We start from the raw sequence: 20,698 nt of genomic DNA, 5'->3' as shown, positions 1-20,698 counted from the left end.
AATATCCGTGCGCTATGCCGCCAGTTCGGCATAGCGCCTGCCACGGGGTATAAGTGGTTACACCGCTGGCTCTCTGACGGTCCACACGGACTGAACGAACGTTCCAGGGTGCCACACCATTCGCCTTCCAGAACACCCGACATTGTCGTCGAACACCTGCGCACTGCTCATCTGGCCCATCCGATGTGGGGGGCGCGCAAGCTCAAGCGATGGCTAGAGATGCAGGGGCATACGCTACCTGCCGCCAGCACCGTGCATAATCTGATGCGCCGTCATGACTTGCTGCCAGGCGGTCCATCACCGGCTCCTACCGTTGGGCGCTTTGAACATGACGCACCGAACCGGCTCTGGCAGATGGACTTTAAAGGCCACTTCTCCTTCGCTGAAGGACGCTGCCATCCGCTGACCTTGCTGGATGACCATTCACGCTTCTCGCTCTGTCTGGCGCACTGCTCGGACGAACGACGCGTCACCGTGCAGTCCCAGTTGATAGCGGTGTTCGAACGTTATGGCTTGCCGGAGAGAATGACCATGGATAATGGGGCGCCCTGGGGTGACACGACGGGCAGTTGGACCGCTCTGGAACTGTGGCTGATGCGTCAGGGTATCCGGGTGGGTCACTCGCGGCCTTACCATCCTCAGACTCAGGGTAAGCTGGAGCGCTTCCACCGCAGCCTGAAGGCAGAGCTCCTGCAGGGACGGTGGTTCACCGATGCCGCACAGTTGCAGGAGGTGTTCGACGCCTGGCGAGATACCTACAACCTGGAACGCCCACATGAAGCGCTGTCAATGGCGGTACCAGCCTCCCGTTATCAGCCTTCATCGCGACAGTACAATGGCAATCCGGCGGCAGCCGAGTATGACGAGGGGGTCTTGGTCAGGAAAGTGGATATCAGTGGGAAACTGAGCCTGAAAGGGATGGGTCGGAAAGTGGGCAAGGCCTTTATCGGTGAATATGTCGGACTGAAGGAAAGTGAGAGAGAGGGATACTACGAGGTATGGTGGTACAGCACGAAAGTGGGGATGATCGACCTGAGAAATAGGTCGATCATCATGGGTAAAGGATGTTAAAAAGTGTTCACCATGTCCTTGAACACCTGTCTACCATGTCCCCGGTCTGTACACTCCCGAAGGGAGAGGGAGCTGATAGCCCCTGCTCGTTTGGCAGTAAAGAGATAATCCCAGCAAACCCGATCGCTTTCTCATCCAAGGTGAATCACACTAATTTCAAACATACTCGATCGGTTCCCTCTCCCTGTGGGAGAGGGTTAGGGTGAGGGGCGTCACCAATATGTAACCCCTATCCCTTCACTAAATCGCCTTTCACCCCGGCAACAATCTCAAACGACCGTAAACGCGCCTGATGATCGAAAATCTGGCCGTTAACCATGATCTCATCCGCAGCCGTCTCGCGCAGCAGGCTTTGCAGGCCATGGCGGATGGTGCTTTCGCTACCGACGATCGACATGCGCAGAGCCTGATCCACGCCATACTGCTCGCCTGCGGTCCACAGCGCGTGGATATTATCGACCGGCGGCGGCAGTGGGCCAGGCGAGCCACGGCGCAGGTTGATAAACTGCTGCTGCATGGAGGTAAACAGGAAGCGGGCGTTTTGGTCGCTGTCTGCGGCGACCACGTTGACACACACCATCGCGTGTGGCTGCTGGCACTGCTCAGACGGCGTAAAGTTCTCACGGTACACATTCAGTGCCTGGAACAGCATATCTGGCGCAAAGTGCGAGGCGAAGGCAAACGGCAGGCCGAGCTGTGCCGCCAATTGTGCGCTGTACAGGCTGGAGCCCAACAGCCAGATTGGCACATGTAGCCCTTGGCCCGGTACGGCCTGCACTGCTTGCCCCGGTTGTACCTCGCCAAAGTAATGTTGCAGTTCCTGTACGTCACGCGGGAAGTTGTCTACCTCGCCAGAGAGGTGGCGACGCAGTGCCATCATGGTACGTTGGTCGGTACCCGGTGCTCGGCCAAGCCCCAGATCGATACGCCCAGGATAGAGTGACTCCAAAGTGCCGAACTGTTCGGCGATCACCAGCGGCGCGTGGTTTGGCAGCATCACGCCGCCTGAACCGAGGCGAATGCTCTGGGTGCCGGAGGCTAAATAACCGAGTAATACCGACGTCGCCGCACTGCCGATGCCGGTCATATTGTGGTGTTCCGCTAGCCAGTAGCGCTGATAGCCCCACTTTTCGGCATGTTGCGCCAAATCCAGCGAGCAGTGAAACGCATCGCGCGCCTTGGCTCCCTGAGGGATCGGGGATAAATCCAGTACCGAAAGCGGCACCCGTGTGTGTTCAGTCATTTCATCGTCCATTGTGCTGATATCCGTGTTTTTTAACCGGATATCGGGTTGATCGCTTAAAGGGCGATTGCAGGGATCTGCAACTAAAAAAGCAATTATGCTTTTTGTGTTAAAAGCATAATCGAAAATACGGTTATAAAAGGGGATATATGTGCTCGCAATATCCTTATGAGAATAATGGTTTTTTTAGGGCTATGATGGCTTTTGTTTGCACGCTGATGTTCAAGGGGCTGTAGTAATGAAGAAAAAGACGCTGTTTACCCTGCTGCTGATGGGGATAGCTATCGCCATGGCGGTGCTATTCCGCGCGCATAATCAGGATTTGTTGTTGCAGGGCGAAGTGGATGCCCCCGAAGTGATCGTCGCCTCCAAAGCCAAGGGCCGGGTGATAGAGCGCCTGGTAGAGCGTGGAGACGATGTGAAAACTGGGCAACTGCTGCTGCGGCTGGAGAGTCCGGAACTGATGGCCCAGCTACGTTCGGCACAGGCTTCGCGGGATGAAGCCCAAGCGCAGTTGGACGAATCGCTGCATGGCACCCGTGAAGAAAGTATCCGTAACCTGCGCGCCAACCTGGCACAGGCCGAGGCACAATACCAGAATGCCCAACACGATTACGACCGTAACCTGAGCGTCGCCAGCAAAGGCTACGTATCCAAATCTGAGTTGGACAGTTCACGCCGTGCGCGTGATACCGCCTATCAACAGGTGCAGGCTGCCAAAGCCAATTTGGACGAAGGCATCAATGGCGATCGCATCGAACTGCGGCAGAAATATGAAGCTGCCCTGCGGGCTACCGAACAAAATCTGCTAGAAATTCAGGCCCAGACCGACGATCTCCTGGTTAAAGCTCCGGTTGATGGCGAAGTGGGGCCGATCCCGGCTGAAGTCGGTGAGCTGCTCAACGCCTCTAGCCCGTTGATGACGCTGATCCGCGTACCGGATGCCTATTTCGTGTTTAACCTGCGGGAAGATATTCTGGCTCACGTCCGCAAGGGGGATAAGGTCCAACTGCGGGTCCCCGCGTTGAAAGACCAAACGATCGAGGCCGAAGTGCGCTATATCGCCCCGTTGGGGGATTACGCCACCAAGCGTGCCACGCGCGCTACCGGTGACTTTGATCTGAAAACCTTTGAAGTTCGTTTGTATCCGTCGCAGCCGACAGATGGCCTGCGCCCAGGGATGAGCACCTTATGGCAATGGAAAGAGTAAGGGCAGGTTGGCGCTGCTTCAGCCACGCGTTCAGCAACGAGTGCCGCATCGCTTTTCGTCGGCCGGTGGTCCACTGGCTGGGGTGGATCTTCCCGTTGATCCTGTTTGGCCTGATCAGCAGTAACTTCTCGGAAGGGACCTTGCTCGATCTGCCGGTTTCGGTGGTGGATAACGATCACAGCCCGCTATCCAAAAACCTGATCCGCAAGCTGGATGCGGGTTCTCATGCCCATGTGCAAGCCTATGACGGCGGTCTTGATGAGTCGTTGCGCCGTCTGCGTAGCGCACAGGATTATGCTTTACTGTCTATCCCGGCCGATTTTGAGGCGGACGCGCTGGCGGGCAATCAGCCGACCGTGGTGCTGTATTACAACGCGCTGTTTTACGGTGCTGGGCTGTATTCTACTCAGGATTTCAGCGGCCTGATGGCCGAGGCCAACGGCAATTACCGCTCGATCATTGCCGGGGCCATGGGCAAGTCGCTGCCGCCGCTGGCGGATGTCACCCTCAATTACGGCAGCCTGTTCAATGCTAGTGGCAGCTATATCTATTATCAGCAGTTTGCCGCCACCATTCATATGCTGCAGCTGTTTGTAGTTACCTGCATGATTTACGTGATGGCACGCAGTAAATCTTTGCTGAAAGCCAAACCCTTTAGTCTGGCACTGTTGGGGAAACTGGCTCCCTATACTCTGTGCTTTACTACCTTGCTGATGGTAGAGATTGCCGCGTTGGTGGGCATTTTTGACGCTCGCGTCAGCGGCAACCCGCTGTTTATGCTGATGATTGGCTTCTTCTACGTGATGGCGGCACAAAGCATCGGCCTGTTGCTGTATACCTTTACCGGCAGTGCCATTACCGCCTACACCCTGATTGGCATGTTGGTGAGCATTGCACTGACTTTCTCTGGCATGGCTGTGCCCGAACTTTCCATGCCGCTACCGGCGCGCATTATTTCCAATATCGAGCCTCTTACCCACGCGCTGTACGCCATGTTCGACGTCTTCCTGCGGCAGGTGCCCGCCAGCGCCATCCTCAGCGTATGTGCGCTGTTAGTGGTCTACCCGTTGGTGACCGCACTGTTGGTGCGTAATCGGCTGCTGAAGCGGCTGGCAAAAGAGGAGACGGTGGGATGAAAAGCTATTGGCTCACTTTCCGCAAAGTATTGACGAGCATGTTGGAACGGCCGATGTGGCTGATGCTGATCCTGTCGCTGTGCATTATGAGTATGGTTTATGCCAATCGCACCGTGTGGGATCTCCCTGTAGGGGTGATCGATCAGGATCACAGCACCGCCAGCCGCCAGCTTATCCGCCAGTTGGATGCGACCCCGAAGATCGCCATCCAAACCTACGACAGCCTGGATGAGGCGAAACGCGATCTGGGGTGGCGCAAACTGTTTGCGGTGATCATCATGCCGGTGGATCTGGAGAAGAAGATCCTCAACGGCAAAAACATTGAGATCCCGGTGTTCGGTGATGCCACCAACCGGCTGGCAAACGGCCAGATCCAGCAGGACGTGGTGGCGGCCTACCAGCAGTTGCTCGGCCAGTACAACACCTCACTGTTGATGCGCAGTGGTTTCAGTGAACGGCAGGCTCAGGTGATCATGATGCCTATCCAGAGCCAAACGCTGGACGTATTCAACCCCGGCATCAGCTTTGCGGCGATTATCTTCCCGGGTTTGTTGGTGATGTTATTGCAGCACTCGCTGCTGATTGCCTGCGTGCGCGTCAGCATTGTGTTGAAAGGAACGCCAGGCGGCAAGCCGTCGCTTCCTGTTTATCTGGGGGGGCTATCGGCCCTGTTGCCGATCTGGCTGTTCTTGTCGATTGTGTTATTTGTGCTGTGGCCCTGGGTCTTGGGCTATCGACAGACTGCGACGATCCCGGAGATCTTGCTGCTGACTTTCCCGTTCCTGCTTGCGGTGCTTGGGCTAGGCAAGCTGGTGACCGAATGCTTGCGCAGCGTGGAGATGATCTACCTGACGCTGTCGTTTATCACCACCCCGGTGTTTTATCTTTCTGGCACCATCTGGCCGCTGCAAGCGATGCCGCAGTGGGTCAGGGCGATTTCCTCGATGATCCCCTCAACCTGGGCGACCAAAGCCATTGCTGGCGTGAATCAGATGGGGCTATCGTTGCGTGATGTCGGCGGGGACGTTGCCATGCTGCTGTTATTGGGGGCGATTTATACGCTGATTGGTATTGGCGTTGGAGCCGTGCGTAACCGCGTGGGGCTGCGTAATCTATTTCGTAAACGTCGGACTTCCTGATAATCATGGGGCCAGAATGCTGGCCCCCATAGTGATTACTGCACCAGTTCCAACCCGGCTACGCGCCGCCAGTAGCCGTTGCATTCGGCATGGTCGGTTAACGTCAGTGGCTGCTTTCCTTGCTCATTAGCCCGGAAGCTGTCGAGCACCGCCAGTGTTTCGATGCCCTGTGGCGACAGACGTACAATATCCACCACCCCCTGCATACTGGTCAGTTCATTGCCTAGGTTGTAGCAGTAGCCACTCATGGTCTGGATACCGTTGAGCACAAACACCTGTTGGTTCTCTTGAGAATTGACGATGCGCCCCTGTGGATATTTGATGCAGCAGGTTTCGCATTCATCCTTGCCCCGGTTTTCTGAGCGGGCAGTAAAACAGCGCGCCGAATAGGCCAGTGGTAAATGGCCGTAACTCAACACTTCCACTTCAAATCCTTGGCGGAACCCCAGTTCATCACATTGCTGCAGTAAATTGACCAGCCAGTCCCGTGAAAGCTCTACCGGCATGCACCAGCGCATCATGCCCTGCTTGTGTAGCAGGCGCAGAGTGTAGGCGTTGTAGCAGTTGAGGGCATGCCCGGCGACAAACGGCAAACCGCGATCGGCAGCCATATTCACCGTACCAAGGTCGTTGGCTTCGATCAGGAATTCGCCGTTCTCCACATAACGCTTCAGCTCATTCAGCTCTGAAGGTGCCTGTAGCAAAGCCAAAGTGGAAATTACCACCTGCTTGCCAGATTTGGCGATCTCCTGTGCCAGCGCCAGCCAGTCAGCTACTTTCATCTCACGCCGTTTGGTGCAGACGCTTTCGCCAAGATAGATGATATCGGCACTGCTGCCCATCGCCTGCTGATAAAAGGCCTCTATCTCGCTGTTTGGCCAGTAGTAGAGCACCGGGCCTAATGCATATTTCATGGTTTCTCCTACTGCCATTTGCGGTGGTACGCGCCAAGCGTGGTCTGGGTACCTTCGGACATTGCGCCGAGCGTTTCCATCCAGGCGGCGTCGGCTTGATAGCCAGCCGGGTTGGCCATACAGCGATCTATGGCCTGGCGCCAGACACGCGCAACCTGGCTGACATAGGCAGGGCTGCGTTGGCGGCCTTCAATCTTCACCGAGGCAATATTGGCAGCCAGTAGCTCTGGCAGCAGCTCCAGCGTATTCAGGCTGGTGGGTTCTTCCAGCGGGTGATAGAGCACGTTATCCACCAGATAGCGGCCTTTGCACAGCGTTGGGTAACCGGCGTTTTCGCCGTCCTGATAGCGATCGATCAGCACGTCATTCAGGCGAGATTCCATCCCCTGTGGCGTTTGTTGCCAGCGTACAAAGCGGGCTGGTGAGCAGGCGCCCACGGTGTTAGGTGATTCCCCGGTCAGATAAGAGGAGAGATAACACCGCCCCTCGGCCATGATGCACAGGCTGCCAAAGGCGAACACTTCCAACGGCACCGGGCTGGTGCGCGATAATTGCTTCACTTGGTGCATCGACAGCACGCGCGGCAGCACCACGCGGGCAACATCAAAGTGGCGTTGATAAAAACGGATGGCTTCTTCATTGGTCGCAGAGGCTTGCACCGAAACATGGCGCTCCACCTGTGGATAACGTTCCGCTGCGTACTCCAGCATTGCCAAATCTGCCAGGATCAGCGCGTCGGCACCCAACTGGGCAGCCATATCTACGGCACGCTGCCAGCGGGCGTAGCCATTGGGGTGAGCAAAGGTGTTGATGGCGATATGCAGCTTGCGGCCATGCCGGTGCACATAGTCGGCCGCTTCCTGCAGCTTCTTCTCGGTAAAGTTCAGCCCGGCAAAGTGGCGCGCATTGGTATCGTCTTTCAGGCCGATGTAAACGGCATCTGCGCCATTATCTACCGCGGCTTTCAAGGCCGGCAGGTTGCCAGCGGGGCAAAGCAGCTCCATAGATCTATCCTGATTCCAGCTATACACCTGGCCAGGTATACGCTGTGATAAACGTTGCCGGGCCATTGATTCGCCTGGCAATGATGTAAATGGGGAGACAATTTTAGTGAACCCGAGGTTAACAAGCTTTGATTTGAGGCAGCTTCTGGCGTATTGATATTCAAGCGGTAACTTGAAATCTGTAGGGCAAGATGAGCGTTAATTGCACCATTTGTTGATATAGACCGGTTACGCGTAGCCGCAATGTGGCAAAATAACCTCAGACTGAGTAGAAAGGAGTGAATAACAGTGTTGGAAAAACTACGAGCACGTATTGTGCGTCAAGGGCCGTCGCTGTTGCGCGTACCGTTAAAATTCACGCCGTTTGCTCTGCAGCGTCAGGTTTTGCAACAGGTGCTGAGCTGGCAGTTCCGTCAGGCGCTGGCTGAGGGAGATTTAGAATTTCTCGAATCGCGCTGGCTGAAGATTGAAGTGCGCGATCTGGCACTGCAATGGTTTATGACGGTAGAAAACGATAGGCTGGTGGTGAGCCAACAGGCTGAGGCGGACGTCAGCTTCAGCGGCGAAGCCAACGATCTGATCTTGATTGCGGCACGTAAGCAAGATCCCGACACGCTGTTTTTCCAGCGTCGGTTGCAGATTGAAGGAGATACCGAATTGGGCCTGTATGTAAAAAATCTGATGGACGCTATCGATCTGGATGCGATGCCTACGCCGTTACGCGTTGGGCTGCTGCGGTTAGCGGACTTTGTGGAAGCAGGTTTGCAGGAGGACACGGCGCAAACTTCCCGTGTGCCGCAGCCATGCTGATCCGCGTTGAAATTCCGGTGGATGCCGCAGGTATTGATGCGCTGCTGCGTAACGCCTTTGGCCGTGATGACGAAGCCGAACTGGTGCAACAACTGCGTGAAGACGGGTTGTTGACGCTGGGCATCGTTGCTACCGACGAAGAGGGTGGCGTGGTCGGTTATGCCGCTTTCAGCCCGGTTGACGTTGCGGGCGAAGATCGCCAATGGGTTGGTCTCGCGCCGTTGGCAGTAGAGGAAAGCCTGCGTCGCCAAGGGCTGGCCGAAAAGCTGGTTTACGAAGGGTTGGATGCGCTGAATGAGTTCGGCTATGCCGCCGTGGTGGTGCTGGGCGAACCGGCTTACTACGGGCGTTTCGGCTTTAAAACGGCTGCCCAGTTCGATCTGCATTGCCGCTGGCCAGGAACGGAAGCCGCATTCCAGGTTTATCCGTTGGCGGAAGATGCACTGAGCGGTGTGAATGGGTTGGTGGAATATTCCGCGCCCTTTAGTCGCTTTTAACTACCGGCAGTAGGTATTCCAATGAGAGGGGCGGATTAACTATCAGCTCCTCTTTTTGCTTTTTGCTCAACTGCTTCACCCGATACTCCAGCCGCAACGCCAGCGAGCGATCCCCCACCTGACAGTGAAAAACCAGTTCCAGCTCCCCTTTGCCACGTAGGGCTTTGGCCCCTTTACCGGCCTGATGCTGCGCCGCTCGCCGGGCGACGTCTGTCGTGATCCCGGTGTACAACATCCCGCTTGGCATTCGCAGCATATAGAGATGCCAGGTTGTTTCAGTCATAACGGCCTGCGTAATAGTTCAAATAGTTACCTATGCCAAAAAGGACCTGGACCCACCGAATCCCTAACCAGCAGCTCCGAAGTAAAAACGTTGTCCTTCGACAGATAGCCGCCGTCGAGCATAGCGATCAGCCGGTCGATCACTTCGCTCATCATATCGCTCACCGGGTCTTTAACGCTGGATAACGCCGGGGAGAGATACGGAGCCGTTGGGATATTATCGAAGCCGATAACCGAGACCTCATTGGGGACGGCAATGCCCGCCTCGTTCAATTTCTTGATGGCACCAATGGCCATATCATCATTGCTGGCCAGTACTGCACTAAACGTGATTTTATCCTTGAGCAAGGACTCCATCGCTGCCGCACCGCTGACTGGCGTCCACTTTCCCTTGATAATGAGGTTATCATTCAGCTCAATATCGTGTTGATTTAACGCTTCTTTATAGCCAGATAGTCGCTCAATCGCCGTTGGCGAATCCAGTGAGCCGGTAATAAAAGCGATATTCCGGTGGCCCTGCTCAATCAGGTATTTTGTTGCCTTAAAGCTGGCTCCTTTGTGGTCGCAGCAGATGCAGTGGCTGTGATGCTTTCTCAGCCTACGGTTAACCACCATGATGGGTTGTTTGTGCTGCTCAATGATGTCGTCCATCGCTTCGATGGTTAAGAAACGCGGGTAGATGATGATGGCGTCGCAGCGTAAATCGAGCAGGAATTGGATCGCCTCTTGTTCCTCTGCGGCACTGTGTTTGCCGTCCACCAGGATCAACTGGCGACCGTTGTCCTCCAGCTTTTGCGCCGCCTGGGAAAGTATCTCGCTGAAATAACTGCCGTTATAGAGGGTGTTGGTGACCACCAGGCCAATGCACTGGGATTTATTGGTGGCCAGATTTCTCGCCAGTAGATTGGGACGATAACCCGCCTCTTCGATGGCCTTAAACACCTGATCTTTGGTGGTTTCGCTGACGTACCCTTTGCCGGAAAGAACGCGTGAAACAGTGGCTTTTGAGACGCCTGCTTTTTTTGCCACTTCCTGCATGGTAGACATAGGGTTTTCCCGGCTTTTAACAATTATCCCCATTCTACACATTCAATCGCATTAGAGCAGACCCTTTGCAGTTTCTCGAACCCATTCATGTCGATCATTATCACAAAATAGACAATAAAAAAATTTATAGGTTGATCTGCAACCTTAATATCAACACTCTTGTGTGAAACCGGTTACCTATCTATGAGAGTTGTCCTCATGTCTAAGAATTATGCGGCAGTATCAAGATCGATAGTGGATGCAGTTGGGGGAGCGAGTAACGTCGCGGCGGTGACTCATTGCATGACGCGTTTACGCTTTGTGCTCAACGACGACACCCTCGTCGATGCCGCCAGGCTGAAGGCAATTGGTGGCGTACTGGGTGTGGTAAGAAGCGAAAATCAGTGTCAGGTGATCATTGGCAACACCGTTTCACAGGCCTATGCCGAGGTGTTGAAACTGTTGCCCGAAGGGGCGGTAGCCCAGCCACCGGCGCCGGAAAAGAGCAAAATCACTCTCAAACGTATCGGTGCGGGGATCCTGGACGCGCTGATTGGCACCATGTCACCGCTGATCCCGGCCATTATCGGCGGCTCGATGGTGAAACTGCTCGCCATGATCCTTGATATGACCGGCGTGTTCGGCAAGGGCTCCTCGACGCTGATTATCCTCAACGTTATTGGCGACGGGGCGTTCTTCTTCCTGCCGGTGATGGTTGCCGCTTCCGCAGCGGTAAAATTCAAAACCAATATGTCGCTGGCGATTGCGATTGCCGGGGTATTGGTTCACCCCGCATTTATCGATCTGATGGCGAAAGCCGCGCAGGGTCAACAGGTTGAATTTATGGGCATACCGGTCACGGCGGTGAAATACACCTACACGGTGATCCCGGCGTTGTTCATGACCTGGTTGCTCTCCTACATTGAAAGATGGGTCGATCGCATTACGCCAGCCGTGACGAAAAACTTCCTCAAACCGATGCTGATCGTGCTGATCTCTGCGCCGATTGCCATCTTGTTGATTGGCCCGCTGGGCATCTGGATTGGTAGCGGCATTTCCGCGCTGGTGTACACCATTCACAGCTACTTGGGGTGGCTATCTGTAGCGATTATGGGTGGGCTTTGGCCGCTGCTGGTCATGACCGGGATGCACCGCGTATTTACGCCAACCATCATTCAGACCATCGCGGAAACCGGCAAAGAAGGCATGGTGATGCCCTCTGAAATCGGTGCCAACCTCTCGCTGGGCGGTTCATCGCTGGCGGTTGCCTGGCGGACCAAAAACCCGGAGCTGCGTCAGACGGCACTGGCCGCTGCGGCATCGGCAATTGTTGCCGGGATTTCAGAACCCGCGCTTTACGGGGTGGCAATACGCTTGAAGCGTCCGCTTATCGCAGCGCTGATCAGTGGCTTTGTCTGCGGCGGCGTGGCCGGAATTGCCGGATTGGCGAGCCACTCGATGGCCTCTCCGGGCCTGTTTACCAGCGTGCAGTTCTTTGATCCGGCCAACCCAATGACCATTGTCTGGGTGTTTGGCGTGATGATTTTGGCGGTGGTGCTTTCCTTCATCCTTACGCTGTTGCTGGGCTTTGAAGATATCCCGGTCACCGAAGAGGCGGAAAGTGAAAAAGCTAAATCAGCGCCCGCGTTATCCGTATAACCTGTTGTAAAAATGCATATTTGAGAAGAGGTATCTTATGCCAGCATCTGTTTTCCCCGCAGACTTTTTATGGGGTGGTGCACTAGCGGCTAACCAGGCCGAAGGCGCTTATCTTGAGGGCGGCAAAGGGCTGACCACGGTTGATATGATCCCTCATGGCAAAGATCGGCTGGCGGTAAAGCTGGGCCAGGAAAAGCGCTTTGAGCTGCGGGAAGACGAGTTCTACCCTAGCCATGTCGGCATTGATTTTTATCATCGCTATAAAGATGACATTGCCCTGATGGCAGAGATGGGGTTCAGCGTATTCCGTACTTCGATCGCCTGGAGCCGTCTTTTCCCTAATGGGGACGAAACGGTGCCGAATGCGGAAGGGATTGCTTTCTACCGCAACGTTTTCACCGAGTGCAAAAAGCACGGCATCGAACCGCTGGTCACGCTGTGCCACTTTGATGTGCCGATGCATCTGGTGCGGGAATACGGTTCGTGGCGCAACAGGAAAATGGTGGAGTTCTTCACGCACTACGCCCGTACCTGTTTTGAGGCCTTTGATGGGCTGGTGAAATACTGGCTGACATTTAATGAAATCAATATTCTGCTGCACAGCCCGTTCTCCGGCGCGGGGCTGGTGTTCGAGCCAGGCGATAATCAGGAGCAGGTGAAATATCAGGCTGCGCATCATGAACTGTTGGCCAGTGCGTTAGCGACCAAAATCGCCCATGAGGTTAACCCGCACAATCAGGTTGGCTGCATGCTGGCGGGGGGCAATTTCTACCCTTGGTCCTGTAAACCCGAAGACGTCTGGGCTGCGCTGGAGAAAGATCGCGAGAACCTGTTCTTCATCGACGTTCAGGCTCGCGGCGCTTACCCGTCATACACCAAGCGCCTGTTTAAGGAAAAGGGTATCACTATAGCAATGGAGCCAGGCGACAGTGAGATCCTCAAAAACAGCGTTGATTTTGTCTCCTTCAGCTATTACGCCTCCCGCTGCGCCTCGGCTGAGATGAACGAGCACAACAGCAGCGCGGCCAATATCGTCAAATCGCTGAAAAACCCGCATATCCAGGCCAGTGAATGGGGTTGGGGTATCGATCCGCTGGGCCTGCGCATCACCATGAATATGATGTATGACCGTTACCAGAAACCGCTGTTCTTGGTGGAGAACGGCCTGGGAGCGAAGGACGAAATCAACCCGCAGGGCGAGATCGACGACGAATACCGCATCAGCTATTTGCGTGAGCATATCAAAGCCATGGCGGACGCTATCGAGGATGGTATCCCGGTGATGGGTTACACCTCCTGGGGCTGCATCGATCTGGTTTCTGCCTCTACCGGGGAAATGAGTAAGCGCTATGGCTTTGTCTATGTGGACCGCGATGACCAAGGCAATGGCACCTTGGCCAGAACCAGAAAGAAATCGTTTTACTGGTATAAGAAGGTGATCGCCAGCAATGGTTCGGAGCTTAACTGATAAAAAGAGGGGGGGATGTACACGGCAGTGTGCGAAGGCAGGAGGCTAAACCACCCCGTTTAATATAATATTTCCAGGGGGCATTAAATAAAAGTAATAAAGATGTCACCTGGAATCAGTTCGAGGAAGACTTTCTACAAACAAACGCTGGTGATGCTTTATCATATATCAAGTAGTCGGTTGAATTTAACTTTTCTATGTGGACAATCTGTTTTAAGCTACTAATGAACTCAGGTAATTTACCTTGATCAGTATTGTCATTGTTATATTTATCAGTGCTGGTATGTTCTATGAAGAATGTACCATTTTGTTCCATGTAATTAAAGTTTAATCTACGCGCTATTTTAGTTGTGCTTCTTTTAGTCGCATCATTAACATACCCGTATAAATCTAATGATCCAGTTCTATCATTAAATAAATATAAAGATAATTGTAAATTACGTTTTAACTGTTCATTTTCAAAATATGAGACATCGCTATCACACGAAAATGTTGATTTTTTGGGAATCAGAAAAGTCGCGAAAGAGCCAATGATAAGTGTAATGATAGGAGCTGAAAAATAGACGACCTTGAGATCAATCTTAATCATAAATTTTTCCAGAATCATGAGGTTTTGTGAGGTAATTCTTAGTATTATATATTGAAAATAGAAAATTGGAATAGTTTTTGGTTAATAAATATTACAGATGTCATTTGTCTGCATCTTATTGATATAGATAGTTTTTGGTGTTACATGATTCAATCAATACCGACAAAAGACATCCAGTTCATGAGTTTTCACAAAAAATATTGGCTATTACTACATATAATATATATTGAAATTTCTGTGATATGGGTTAATCATCTAAGGTTTCCTCAGTTGCAGTGCGTGCTAACGATCGAGTTAGCGGAGATGTGACTAACTAAATTTTTTGTAGAGCACAGAGACTTTTTGATATTCATTGAATAATTTTTAATAAAGTAAGTATATAAAAAGCTAGTTATATATAATTAATTTTTACTTAAACATAAAAATGATGGCGTGCTATCGGAAAGAAATACGAAGTAATTAGCTTCCTGCTTTAATATTCCAATTGACCAGTTAGTGTTTTTCTTTAGATAAAATAAAGGCAAGTAATTTTCAATTGGAGTGGAGTCAAGATCATTAAGCAATGATGAGTCTACGTTTGTAGAATGTAAATAAAAGCTATTTCCTTTTTTTGTATAATCAAAACTAACTTTAAAGCTTATATCTCTTATGAACTTATCTGATTTAAACATGCTTCCATTTAGATTAACAAAGCCATCATCACTAAATATATAATATTTAATAAATACTTTGATATATATATCATCTTTATAAATAATAAAGCTTGAACCGCACATTATTGTTTTGTTTTCATTAAAGCCTTTTAATGTTATCGGTAATGATAAGATGAAAATAAAAAAAACAGCGTAAATTATTTTAATACGCAGAGATAGTTGTTTTAACAACACAAAAAAAATCCTATCGGCAATCATAATAAATCCATTTTAGTTGCAATATCAATTGCTTATGATGCAAATTAGTACTGGACTGCATATTATTCAAAGTGGGAAAATAATTAGGTTACAATACCATCATGTAAATGTTATACTTTATTTAAATTATTGATTGTCAACTCCTAGGTAAATAGATAGGGGAATTATAAATTAACTATAAATTTCATCTTTGCTGTGAGATTGCATTATCAATTGTCACTGACCATATCTTTATGAATATTTCTGCATATAGCTTGCTTATCATTTGGACATTGCGAAATCACGACTCTATGTGAAGCAAAGGGAAGTTCGTCAGATGTAGCACTTTTATATAAATAAATTTTAGACTCCAGCCTGCAGCTTATTATTTTCCTATCAATGAGATCTTTTATTTCAGTAGATATACTATCCATTGAATAAAAAACACGCTGCCCATTCCAGATTGCATAGATCTCACAATTTTCATATTTACCTTGGTATTTCTCCATTGCAGATTTTGGCATGCCTAGATAATATGGGTAATATGCATATAATGCAATTAACAACAAGCTTATCAAGCATGAGAGAAAAGAAATCCATTTCAATTTAACCCCGGCACTTCTGCTTTTATATTTTTCTAATGGTGCATCTATATAATGTATTTCGCATTCGTCTTGAGTATTATCTTTGTCTATAATTTCTTCATGTGAAATAACAAGTGGAGCTTCCACTGTAATGATATTTTTTGCATGAAAGCTAAAACCATACTTAGGAATGGTAATGATTACATTATTCAATCCGATAGATGAAAGAGAACGACGAATAATAGATATATAATTGTTAAGATTATTACTCGATGCAGATAGGCCATTATTATGCCATATAATATCCAATAGATGTTCTCTACTAAGGGATTGATCGTTCTTCATTATCAATATTTCCAACAGTTGAGATGCGAACCTAGGTAACGTTATACGATTGTCTGGTGTGCTAATGAGCCAGAGTAACCCGCTTACAGGCTCAAAACCAACTCTGTCATCTATCTCGTAATGCATCTTAAAAATTCCATCAGAATATTCCCGTTATTATATATGGTTTGGATAAATCTGACAAGGATAACTGGGAGAGAAAGTTCTGCTGCTTTATTTTCACCAAAATGCTATCAACTGGCATATATATTTACATCAAGAATAATAGATAGTCATTCATAGATTAAAAAATATATTTAACTTTGTATCAACTGACCAAGATTAGATTGAGTATTTTTAATAACCTTGTTAAAGTGATTCCATCAAAGGATAACTTTTCTAAAATAAACTTGAAAAAATTGGTTGCTAGCAATTGATATTTGCTTATTATGGTTAAATTGGTATGACTTTAAAATCATAAAAAATCCATAATAAGTCATATAAATCCATACCCAAACAAGGTTAACTCATATTGAGATTTTAACCTGATGATAATTTTGACCATTTTACATTTTCATCGATGTGTTACACTCCGCCTGCCGCAACAGGAAGGGCGGCGTTGGGAATGACGTCTACTTCTCCTCAGTGTTGAGATATATTTTTCTTCGTTCTTTTTTAGCCAACTATCGCCGATTTTTTGTTCTATTCGACATCTGCATTATCATTGTAAAATTATGAATGGTTGACGTTGGAATTTATTATGCCTCGATAATTAGTACTGGTTTTCATCTTTGTGTGAATTATGAATATGTGATGTTGTCCCGTGGCAGGTAATATCTGCTTCAGACGATCAGCGCCCAATGGGACGTTGACAACAGCAAAACCGGTGGTGTACTTGGCCTACCTATTCAGGATGAAGTCTACCGCGAGTTTGTTGGCGATGCCATGCCCTTTCACTGTCGGGATGATATCCCGCGCCGACTGAGGTAGCTATAGCTGAGAAGCGCTAAAGGTTAAGCATAAGCGTATTGGATGTAACAAACTGACGTAAAGAACTCGCATTAAGCGTTTTGCTCGCAAAACGATTGGGTTGTATGAAAAGTCCTCGTGGCCCTCATCGAAAAGTATATGCCATCCATTGAATATATTCCCTCATCTCTCAATCGAAATCTTTAAATGATTAATATAATCAGCTGGTTAGGTTTTTTGGCTTTTATTGAAAGTAGGGTCTATAGGGTCGATTAAGCGCGGAGCGCATAAGTATAAGCGTGCAAAAATCAATGCAGGAACGCAGCTATGACTCATAATTTGAACGAAAAGCCTCGGTTTTAACAATCTTAACTATCTTAACCATCACTTAAAGTGAGAAATCATTTTTTTAACTTGGTGTTAATGCTGTAGATTTTGGTTCGTAAGATAATTCCTGGTGTTTGCGTTTGTTTGCAACCATATCGAGAAGAATTTAACAGTATGTAATTTAGGGAAATTAACTACTCATTTGTATGTTAATGATCATTTTTTCATAATGAGAGTTTGATGTATATGAGAAAGAAAACTGTTGCCGTATCCGACGATCACCCCCATGTATTGAACTCCTTGTCGGCAATATTTTCACAGCAGGATGCATATGAATTACTGTATAAATCAAATGCTGGGAAAGATTTGTTAGCCAGGTTGTCAGAAGCCCCGACTGATATCGCGATCACTGATTTTGCATCCGACCACAATGAAGCGATGTTAGATGGATTCTCAAAAATAAAGATGATCCATGCTGAGGCACCAAGGGTAAAATTGATCCTTTTGACCTCTCAAAGGAACTCCGCAATCCTTAGCAAAACTTTGGATTATGGCGTTGATGCTATTGTCAGTAAAGCTGACAGCGTAGAAGAAATTATCAGGGCATGCGATCATGTGATGAAATATAATGAAAAATTTTTATCATCGAGTGCTTATGAGATACTTCGACCGAAAGATTACTTTCTTAAAAAAAGCCCGGTGCTAACACCTAGAGAGCTTGAGGTTATTCGACTATTCTCTTCTGGTTATACGCTCGCATCAATTGCCGATCGTCAGAATAGAAGTATAAGCACTATTTCAACCCAAAAATACAACGCGATGCGTCGGTTGGGTATATCTACCAATACCGATCTCATTCGATATGCGTATGAAAACGGTTTGATTTAATATTTATTAATTATTATTGAGTGTGAAGATGTTTGAACATTATTATAAATCTATCATTGCGTTACTGCTTTTTTCATCTGTAGGCCATGCTTATGCTACAACCTTGCAAGAGGCTGTAAATGCGGCATCCACTTACGATGCAGGGATTAATGCAGCCCGTTTCTCAAAAGAAGCAGGTAATGAAAAGTTTGACCAAGGCGTTGCAGGTCTATTACCCAGTATTGGAGTAGAATCAAGTTATACGAAACAAGATCAACCCCATGCTTCATATGGTGCGGAAGTCAAACGTCATAGTTATGGACTTAACATTACGCAACCTTTATTTGACATGTCTAGAATTGCGGCACTAAAGCAAGGAATGGTGATTGCTGATATGGCTGACGTGGAGTTTTATGCCGCACAACAAAAGCTGATTGTCGATGTTTCAGATGCTTTTTTCCAGGTTCTATATCAGCGAGAAGTGCTCCAAGCAACGCGTGCTGCCTCACAGGCTTTTGGAAAGCAGTTAGGACAAGCTAAAGCAGCCCTGCGCCTAGGTGACAGTACACGTACTGATGTCGATGAAGCACAGGCAAATTATGATGCAGCCTCGGCAAAAGAAATTGCTAATCGTAACGACCTTGAAGTTGCAAATGGTCTCTATCAGCGTTTGACTGGCCTTAGTGCGGATGAAATTAGGCCGATTAATTCCTCGTGCGTTAGTTCGAATATTCCAACCGATCTTAAAGTTGTGATGGATGAGGCAGTAAAAAATAACTTAGACGTGCGGACTGCCCAGTTTCAGCTAAAAAAGGCCGATACCGATGTACTCGCGGCAACGAGTGCCCATCTGCCTGTTGTCTCCTTGCAGGGCTCATATGGAGGGAACTGGAGTCGTGGTGAAGGGGAAAATGCGTTAGATGAGGTTTTTGGCACAACCTCTAAGACACGTAACACGATGGTAGGTATCAATGTATCCATGCCAATTTTCCAGGGGGGAGGACAATTATCTCAATCTAGGGAGGCATTATATCGACGAGAACAAGCCAAAAATAACCTGCAAGATACCCAACGAAAGGTAAAGCAAGATGCACGGTCGGCATATTTAGGGATCACTAATGGCTTAGCATTATTGCGAGCGCAGCAAAAAGCTGCTATTTCTGCCAAGAATAAAGTTAACTCTACACAGTATGGCCACGAATTAGGTCTGCGCACTATTGTCGATGAACTAACTGCTCAACAAAATTATTATGAATCACTTCGGGCTATATCAGAGGCTAGATTTAAATACTTAACATCTATACTGGAGTTGTCCCATGTTTCCGGAAGGCTCAATTATGAACAACTGTCTGAATTTAATTGTTCAGATTATAGTAAAGATACTGGCAACAAACAAAAAATGGATGAATTGTAATGAGTGAGTCATTATTCAGAAAGGAAGCACTGGAATCTAACCGAACAAAAATGATTGGGGCAGTGGCGCTCTATTGCCCGCCGTATCGCTGGCTTGTCATTAGTATTGTAGCTTTGATTACCGTTTCAATAGCACTTTTTTTCGTTTTTGGAAGTTATACAAAAAGAGAAACTGCCGTGGGGGAGTTACTCCCGATAGGCGGAATACTTACTGTTTCCCCCCCGGTATCGGGAACGGTTGTTAACTTATCTGTCACTGAAGGGGAGAGCGTTCATAAAGGGCAGCCTTTAATGGAGATATCCTCCGAAGTTGCCACTTCCCTTGGACGGACACGCCACATGGTTGCGGACCAATTGGAAATGCAGCGAAGCCGATTGCAAGCCGATCTAGCCGCATTGGATACGCTCAATAAGGAGGCGATACTCGGCCTTAAAGAGCGCTTGGCACTTTTGCAATCTCAGCTTAAGCAAACCGAGATGCAACGAAAACAGCGTATAAGGCAGATAGAACTTGCCCGCGTTCAGCTCGATAAAATCCAACAGATGCAAAAGGAAGGTTACGCCTCTAATACTCAAGTGGAGCAGCAGGAAACCAATTTGTTGGATACGGACACTCGTCTCCAGGAGACCACTCGGCAGCAGTTGGATTTGCAGCAACAGATTGCTCAGACATATCAACAGTTACGCGAACAACCGCTTAATGCATTGAATCAGCGGCATGATATGCAAAGCAAGTTATCGAACATAGATCAGCAACTGGCAGAAAACGAATCGCGTCGCTCCGTTGTTTTACAGGCCCCGCAAGATAGTGTTGTTGGCGCAGTTCTTACCAAACAAGGGCAAATTGTCAATGCCGGGCAATCTGTCGTTTCCCTATTGCCAGAAAATGGCAAGTTACAGGCGAGAATGATGGTTAGTAGCCGTTCAATTGGATTTATCCAAGCAGGTCAGAGGGTTGTGTTGCGTTATCAGGCATATCCCTATCAAAAATTCGGCCAACAGTATGGTCGTGTGGCTGAGGTATCCCGTACGGCCCTGTCTCCTCAGGAGGTGGCTACTTTGACTGGGAATAATGAGGTTCGTGAACAACATTATCGCGTAGTCGTCGAATTGGATAAGCAAGATATTCTTGTCTACGGAAAAAAAGAGCATCTTAAACCAGGTATTGCACTTGAGGCTGACTTCCTGATTGATAACCGTCGATTAATTGAATGGGTTCTGGAACCCCTTTACGCATTAGGGCGACGCTCTGCTTCATAGAGTTGAAGAAATAAGT

19 protein-coding genes are annotated in these 20,698 nt (G+C 48.9%); 11 read left to right on the top strand and 8 right to left on the bottom strand.

Annotated elements, in window-relative coordinates:
- On the top strand, positions 1-1,071 hold a 1,071-nt coding region (locus IMQ33_RS16830), incomplete at its 5' end, for an IS481 family transposase (protein ID WP_196067762.1).
- A 229-nt stretch (positions 1,072-1,300) separates the two neighbouring features.
- Here the strand turns inward: IMQ33_RS16830 and IMQ33_RS16825 are convergent.
- The gene (locus IMQ33_RS16825) at positions 1,301-2,326 is read right to left on the bottom strand and encodes an LLM class flavin-dependent oxidoreductase (RefSeq protein WP_024529065.1); all 1,026 of its coding nucleotides are present in this window, start codon (positions 2,324-2,326) and stop codon (positions 1,301-1,303) included.
- Positions 2,327-2,552: 226 nt separating this feature from the next.
- Here IMQ33_RS16825 and IMQ33_RS16820 point away from each other — a divergent pair, with 226 nt between their 5' ends.
- The 3 genes from IMQ33_RS16820 to IMQ33_RS16810 are packed head-to-tail and all read left to right on the top strand — an operon-like array spanning position 2,553 to position 5,799.
- Positions 2,553-3,524: an HlyD family secretion protein gene (locus IMQ33_RS16820; RefSeq protein ID WP_196061389.1), complete on the top strand. Its 972-nt coding sequence runs from the start codon at positions 2,553-2,555 to the stop codon at positions 3,522-3,524.
- Positions 3,506-4,660 (top strand): ABC transporter permease, encoded by a 1,155-nt coding sequence (locus tag IMQ33_RS16815; RefSeq protein ID WP_186581009.1) that lies wholly within the window; start codon positions 3,506-3,508, stop codon positions 4,658-4,660. Before IMQ33_RS16820 ends, IMQ33_RS16815 begins: the two co-directional genes overlap by 19 nt.
- Complete coding sequence (locus IMQ33_RS16810; protein WP_161712686.1) at positions 4,657-5,799, top strand: ABC transporter permease; 1,143 nt, start codon at positions 4,657-4,659, stop codon at positions 5,797-5,799. Before IMQ33_RS16815 ends, IMQ33_RS16810 begins: the two co-directional genes overlap by 4 nt.
- Positions 5,800-5,834: 35 nt before the next feature.
- On the opposite strand, the gene IMQ33_RS16805 is transcribed toward IMQ33_RS16810, so the two are convergent.
- Together IMQ33_RS16805 and IMQ33_RS16800 are read right to left on the bottom strand one after the other, a co-directional pair.
- Positions 5,835-6,713 carry a U32 family peptidase gene (locus IMQ33_RS16805; protein ID WP_196061390.1) on the bottom strand — a complete coding sequence of 293 codons (879 nt, stop codon included), beginning with the start codon at positions 6,711-6,713 and terminating at the stop codon, positions 5,835-5,837.
- Between the two features lie 8 nt (positions 6,714-6,721).
- On the bottom strand, positions 6,722-7,717 hold the full coding sequence (locus tag IMQ33_RS16800) for a peptidase U32 family protein (RefSeq protein ID WP_065684274.1): 996 nt from the start codon (positions 7,715-7,717) through the stop codon (positions 6,722-6,724).
- Positions 7,718-8,005: 288 nt separating this feature from the next.
- Here IMQ33_RS16800 and IMQ33_RS16795 point away from each other — a divergent pair, with 288 nt between their 5' ends.
- Together IMQ33_RS16795 and IMQ33_RS16790 are read left to right on the top strand one after the other, a co-directional pair.
- Positions 8,006-8,527 carry an SCP2 domain-containing protein gene (locus IMQ33_RS16795; protein ID WP_196061391.1) on the top strand — a complete coding sequence of 174 codons (522 nt, stop codon included), beginning with the start codon at positions 8,006-8,008 and terminating at the stop codon, positions 8,525-8,527.
- The gene (locus IMQ33_RS16790; protein WP_024483382.1) at positions 8,521-9,024 is read left to right on the top strand and encodes a GNAT family N-acetyltransferase; all 504 of its coding nucleotides are present in this window, start codon (positions 8,521-8,523) and stop codon (positions 9,022-9,024) included. The genes IMQ33_RS16795 and IMQ33_RS16790 overlap by 7 nt, the downstream gene beginning before the upstream one ends.
- Here the strand turns inward: IMQ33_RS16790 and IMQ33_RS16785 are convergent.
- Positions 9,011-9,307: a GIY-YIG nuclease family protein gene (locus IMQ33_RS16785; RefSeq protein WP_098928971.1), complete on the bottom strand. Its 297-nt coding sequence runs from the start codon at positions 9,305-9,307 to the stop codon at positions 9,011-9,013. The genes IMQ33_RS16790 and IMQ33_RS16785 overlap by 14 nt on opposite strands.
- Positions 9,308-9,333: 26 nt before the next feature.
- The gene (locus IMQ33_RS16780) at positions 9,334-10,353 is read right to left on the bottom strand and encodes a LacI family DNA-binding transcriptional regulator (RefSeq protein WP_196061392.1); all 1,020 of its coding nucleotides are present in this window, start codon (positions 10,351-10,353) and stop codon (positions 9,334-9,336) included.
- Between the two features lie 198 nt (positions 10,354-10,551).
- Here IMQ33_RS16780 and ascF point away from each other — a divergent pair, with 198 nt between their 5' ends.
- Together ascF and IMQ33_RS16770 are read left to right on the top strand one after the other, a co-directional pair.
- Positions 10,552-11,991 carry a PTS cellobiose/arbutin/salicin transporter subunit IIBC gene (gene ascF / locus IMQ33_RS16775; protein WP_161712705.1) on the top strand — a complete coding sequence of 480 codons (1,440 nt, stop codon included), beginning with the start codon at positions 10,552-10,554 and terminating at the stop codon, positions 11,989-11,991.
- A 37-nt stretch (positions 11,992-12,028) separates the two neighbouring features.
- On the top strand, positions 12,029-13,459 hold the full coding sequence (locus IMQ33_RS16770; protein ID WP_196061393.1) for a 6-phospho-beta-glucosidase: 1,431 nt from the start codon (positions 12,029-12,031) through the stop codon (positions 13,457-13,459).
- Between the two features lie 115 nt (positions 13,460-13,574).
- Here IMQ33_RS16770 and IMQ33_RS16765 read toward each other — a convergent pair whose 3' ends face one another.
- The 3 genes from IMQ33_RS16765 to IMQ33_RS16755 all read right to left on the bottom strand — a co-directional run bounded on the left by IMQ33_RS16765 (position 13,575) and on the right by IMQ33_RS16755 (position 15,993).
- Positions 13,575-14,048, bottom strand: a complete 474-nt coding sequence (locus IMQ33_RS16765) for a hypothetical protein (RefSeq protein ID WP_173409922.1) — start codon at positions 14,046-14,048, stop codon at positions 13,575-13,577.
- Between the two features lie 401 nt (positions 14,049-14,449).
- Positions 14,450-14,959, bottom strand: a complete 510-nt coding sequence (locus IMQ33_RS16760; RefSeq protein WP_196067761.1) for a hypothetical protein — start codon at positions 14,957-14,959, stop codon at positions 14,450-14,452.
- Positions 14,960-15,168: 209 nt separating this feature from the next.
- Positions 15,169-15,993: a winged helix-turn-helix domain-containing protein gene (locus IMQ33_RS16755; RefSeq protein WP_173409920.1), complete on the bottom strand. Its 825-nt coding sequence runs from the start codon at positions 15,991-15,993 to the stop codon at positions 15,169-15,171.
- 1,395 nt (positions 15,994-17,388) lie between these two features.
- On the opposite strand from IMQ33_RS16755, the gene IMQ33_RS16750 reads away from it, so the two are divergent.
- From IMQ33_RS16750 to IMQ33_RS16740, 3 genes are read left to right on the top strand one after another with little or no spacing between them, the layout of a single operon-like run.
- Positions 17,389-18,030 (top strand): response regulator transcription factor, encoded by a 642-nt coding sequence (locus IMQ33_RS16750; RefSeq protein ID WP_230326732.1) that lies wholly within the window; start codon positions 17,389-17,391, stop codon positions 18,028-18,030.
- A gap of 28 nt (positions 18,031-18,058) precedes the next feature.
- Positions 18,059-19,423, top strand: a complete 1,365-nt coding sequence (locus tag IMQ33_RS16745; RefSeq protein WP_121608581.1) for a TolC family outer membrane protein — start codon at positions 18,059-18,061, stop codon at positions 19,421-19,423.
- Positions 19,423-20,682, top strand: coding sequence for an HlyD family secretion protein (locus tag IMQ33_RS16740; protein WP_121608582.1), 1,260 nt, complete (start codon positions 19,423-19,425; stop codon positions 20,680-20,682). Before IMQ33_RS16745 ends, IMQ33_RS16740 begins: the two co-directional genes overlap by 1 nt.
- Positions 20,683-20,698 lie beyond the last annotated feature (16 nt).

The organism is Serratia sp. Res13-Sevr-LER1-36-b, assembly GCF_015673035.1.
In the GTDB taxonomy this organism is placed as follows: domain Bacteria; phylum Pseudomonadota; class Gammaproteobacteria; order Enterobacterales; family Enterobacteriaceae; genus Chania; species Chania fonticola_C.
Note: the sequence above shows the minus strand (reverse complement) of the source record. Positions and strands in the feature narration are given on the sequence as shown.

Coding starts and splice junctions, on each gene's coding strand:
- IMQ33_RS16825 (WP_024529065.1), bottom strand. CDS start 2,326: ATGGACGATGAAATGACTGAACACACACGGGTGCCGCTTTCGGTACTG.
- IMQ33_RS16820 (WP_196061389.1), top strand. CDS start 2,553: ATGAAGAAAAAGACGCTGTTTACCCTGCTGCTGATGGGGATAGCTATC.
- IMQ33_RS16815 (WP_186581009.1), top strand. CDS start 3,506: ATGGCAATGGAAAGAGTAAGGGCAGGTTGGCGCTGCTTCAGCCACGCG.
- IMQ33_RS16810 (WP_161712686.1), top strand. CDS start 4,657: ATGAAAAGCTATTGGCTCACTTTCCGCAAAGTATTGACGAGCATGTTG.
- IMQ33_RS16805 (WP_196061390.1), bottom strand. CDS start 6,713: ATGAAATATGCATTAGGCCCGGTGCTCTACTACTGGCCAAACAGCGAG.
- IMQ33_RS16800 (WP_065684274.1), bottom strand. CDS start 7,717: ATGGAGCTGCTTTGCCCCGCTGGCAACCTGCCGGCCTTGAAAGCCGCG.
- IMQ33_RS16790 (WP_024483382.1), top strand. CDS start 8,521: ATGCTGATCCGCGTTGAAATTCCGGTGGATGCCGCAGGTATTGATGCG.
- IMQ33_RS16785 (WP_098928971.1), bottom strand. CDS start 9,307: ATGACTGAAACAACCTGGCATCTCTATATGCTGCGAATGCCAAGCGGG.
- IMQ33_RS16780 (WP_196061392.1), bottom strand. CDS start 10,353: ATGTCTACCATGCAGGAAGTGGCAAAAAAAGCAGGCGTCTCAAAAGCC.
- ascF (WP_161712705.1), top strand. CDS start 10,552: ATGTCTAAGAATTATGCGGCAGTATCAAGATCGATAGTGGATGCAGTT.
- IMQ33_RS16770 (WP_196061393.1), top strand. CDS start 12,029: ATGCCAGCATCTGTTTTCCCCGCAGACTTTTTATGGGGTGGTGCACTA.
- IMQ33_RS16765 (WP_173409922.1), bottom strand. CDS start 14,048: ATGATTAAGATTGATCTCAAGGTCGTCTATTTTTCAGCTCCTATCATT.
- IMQ33_RS16760 (WP_196067761.1), bottom strand. CDS start 14,959: ATGATTGCCGATAGGATTTTTTTTGTGTTGTTAAAACAACTATCTCTG.
- IMQ33_RS16755 (WP_173409920.1), bottom strand. CDS start 15,993: ATGCATTACGAGATAGATGACAGAGTTGGTTTTGAGCCTGTAAGCGGG.
- IMQ33_RS16750 (WP_230326732.1), top strand. CDS start 17,389: ATGAGAAAGAAAACTGTTGCCGTATCCGACGATCACCCCCATGTATTG.
- IMQ33_RS16745 (WP_121608581.1), top strand. CDS start 18,059: ATGTTTGAACATTATTATAAATCTATCATTGCGTTACTGCTTTTTTCA.
- IMQ33_RS16740 (WP_121608582.1), top strand. CDS start 19,423: ATGAGTGAGTCATTATTCAGAAAGGAAGCACTGGAATCTAACCGAACA.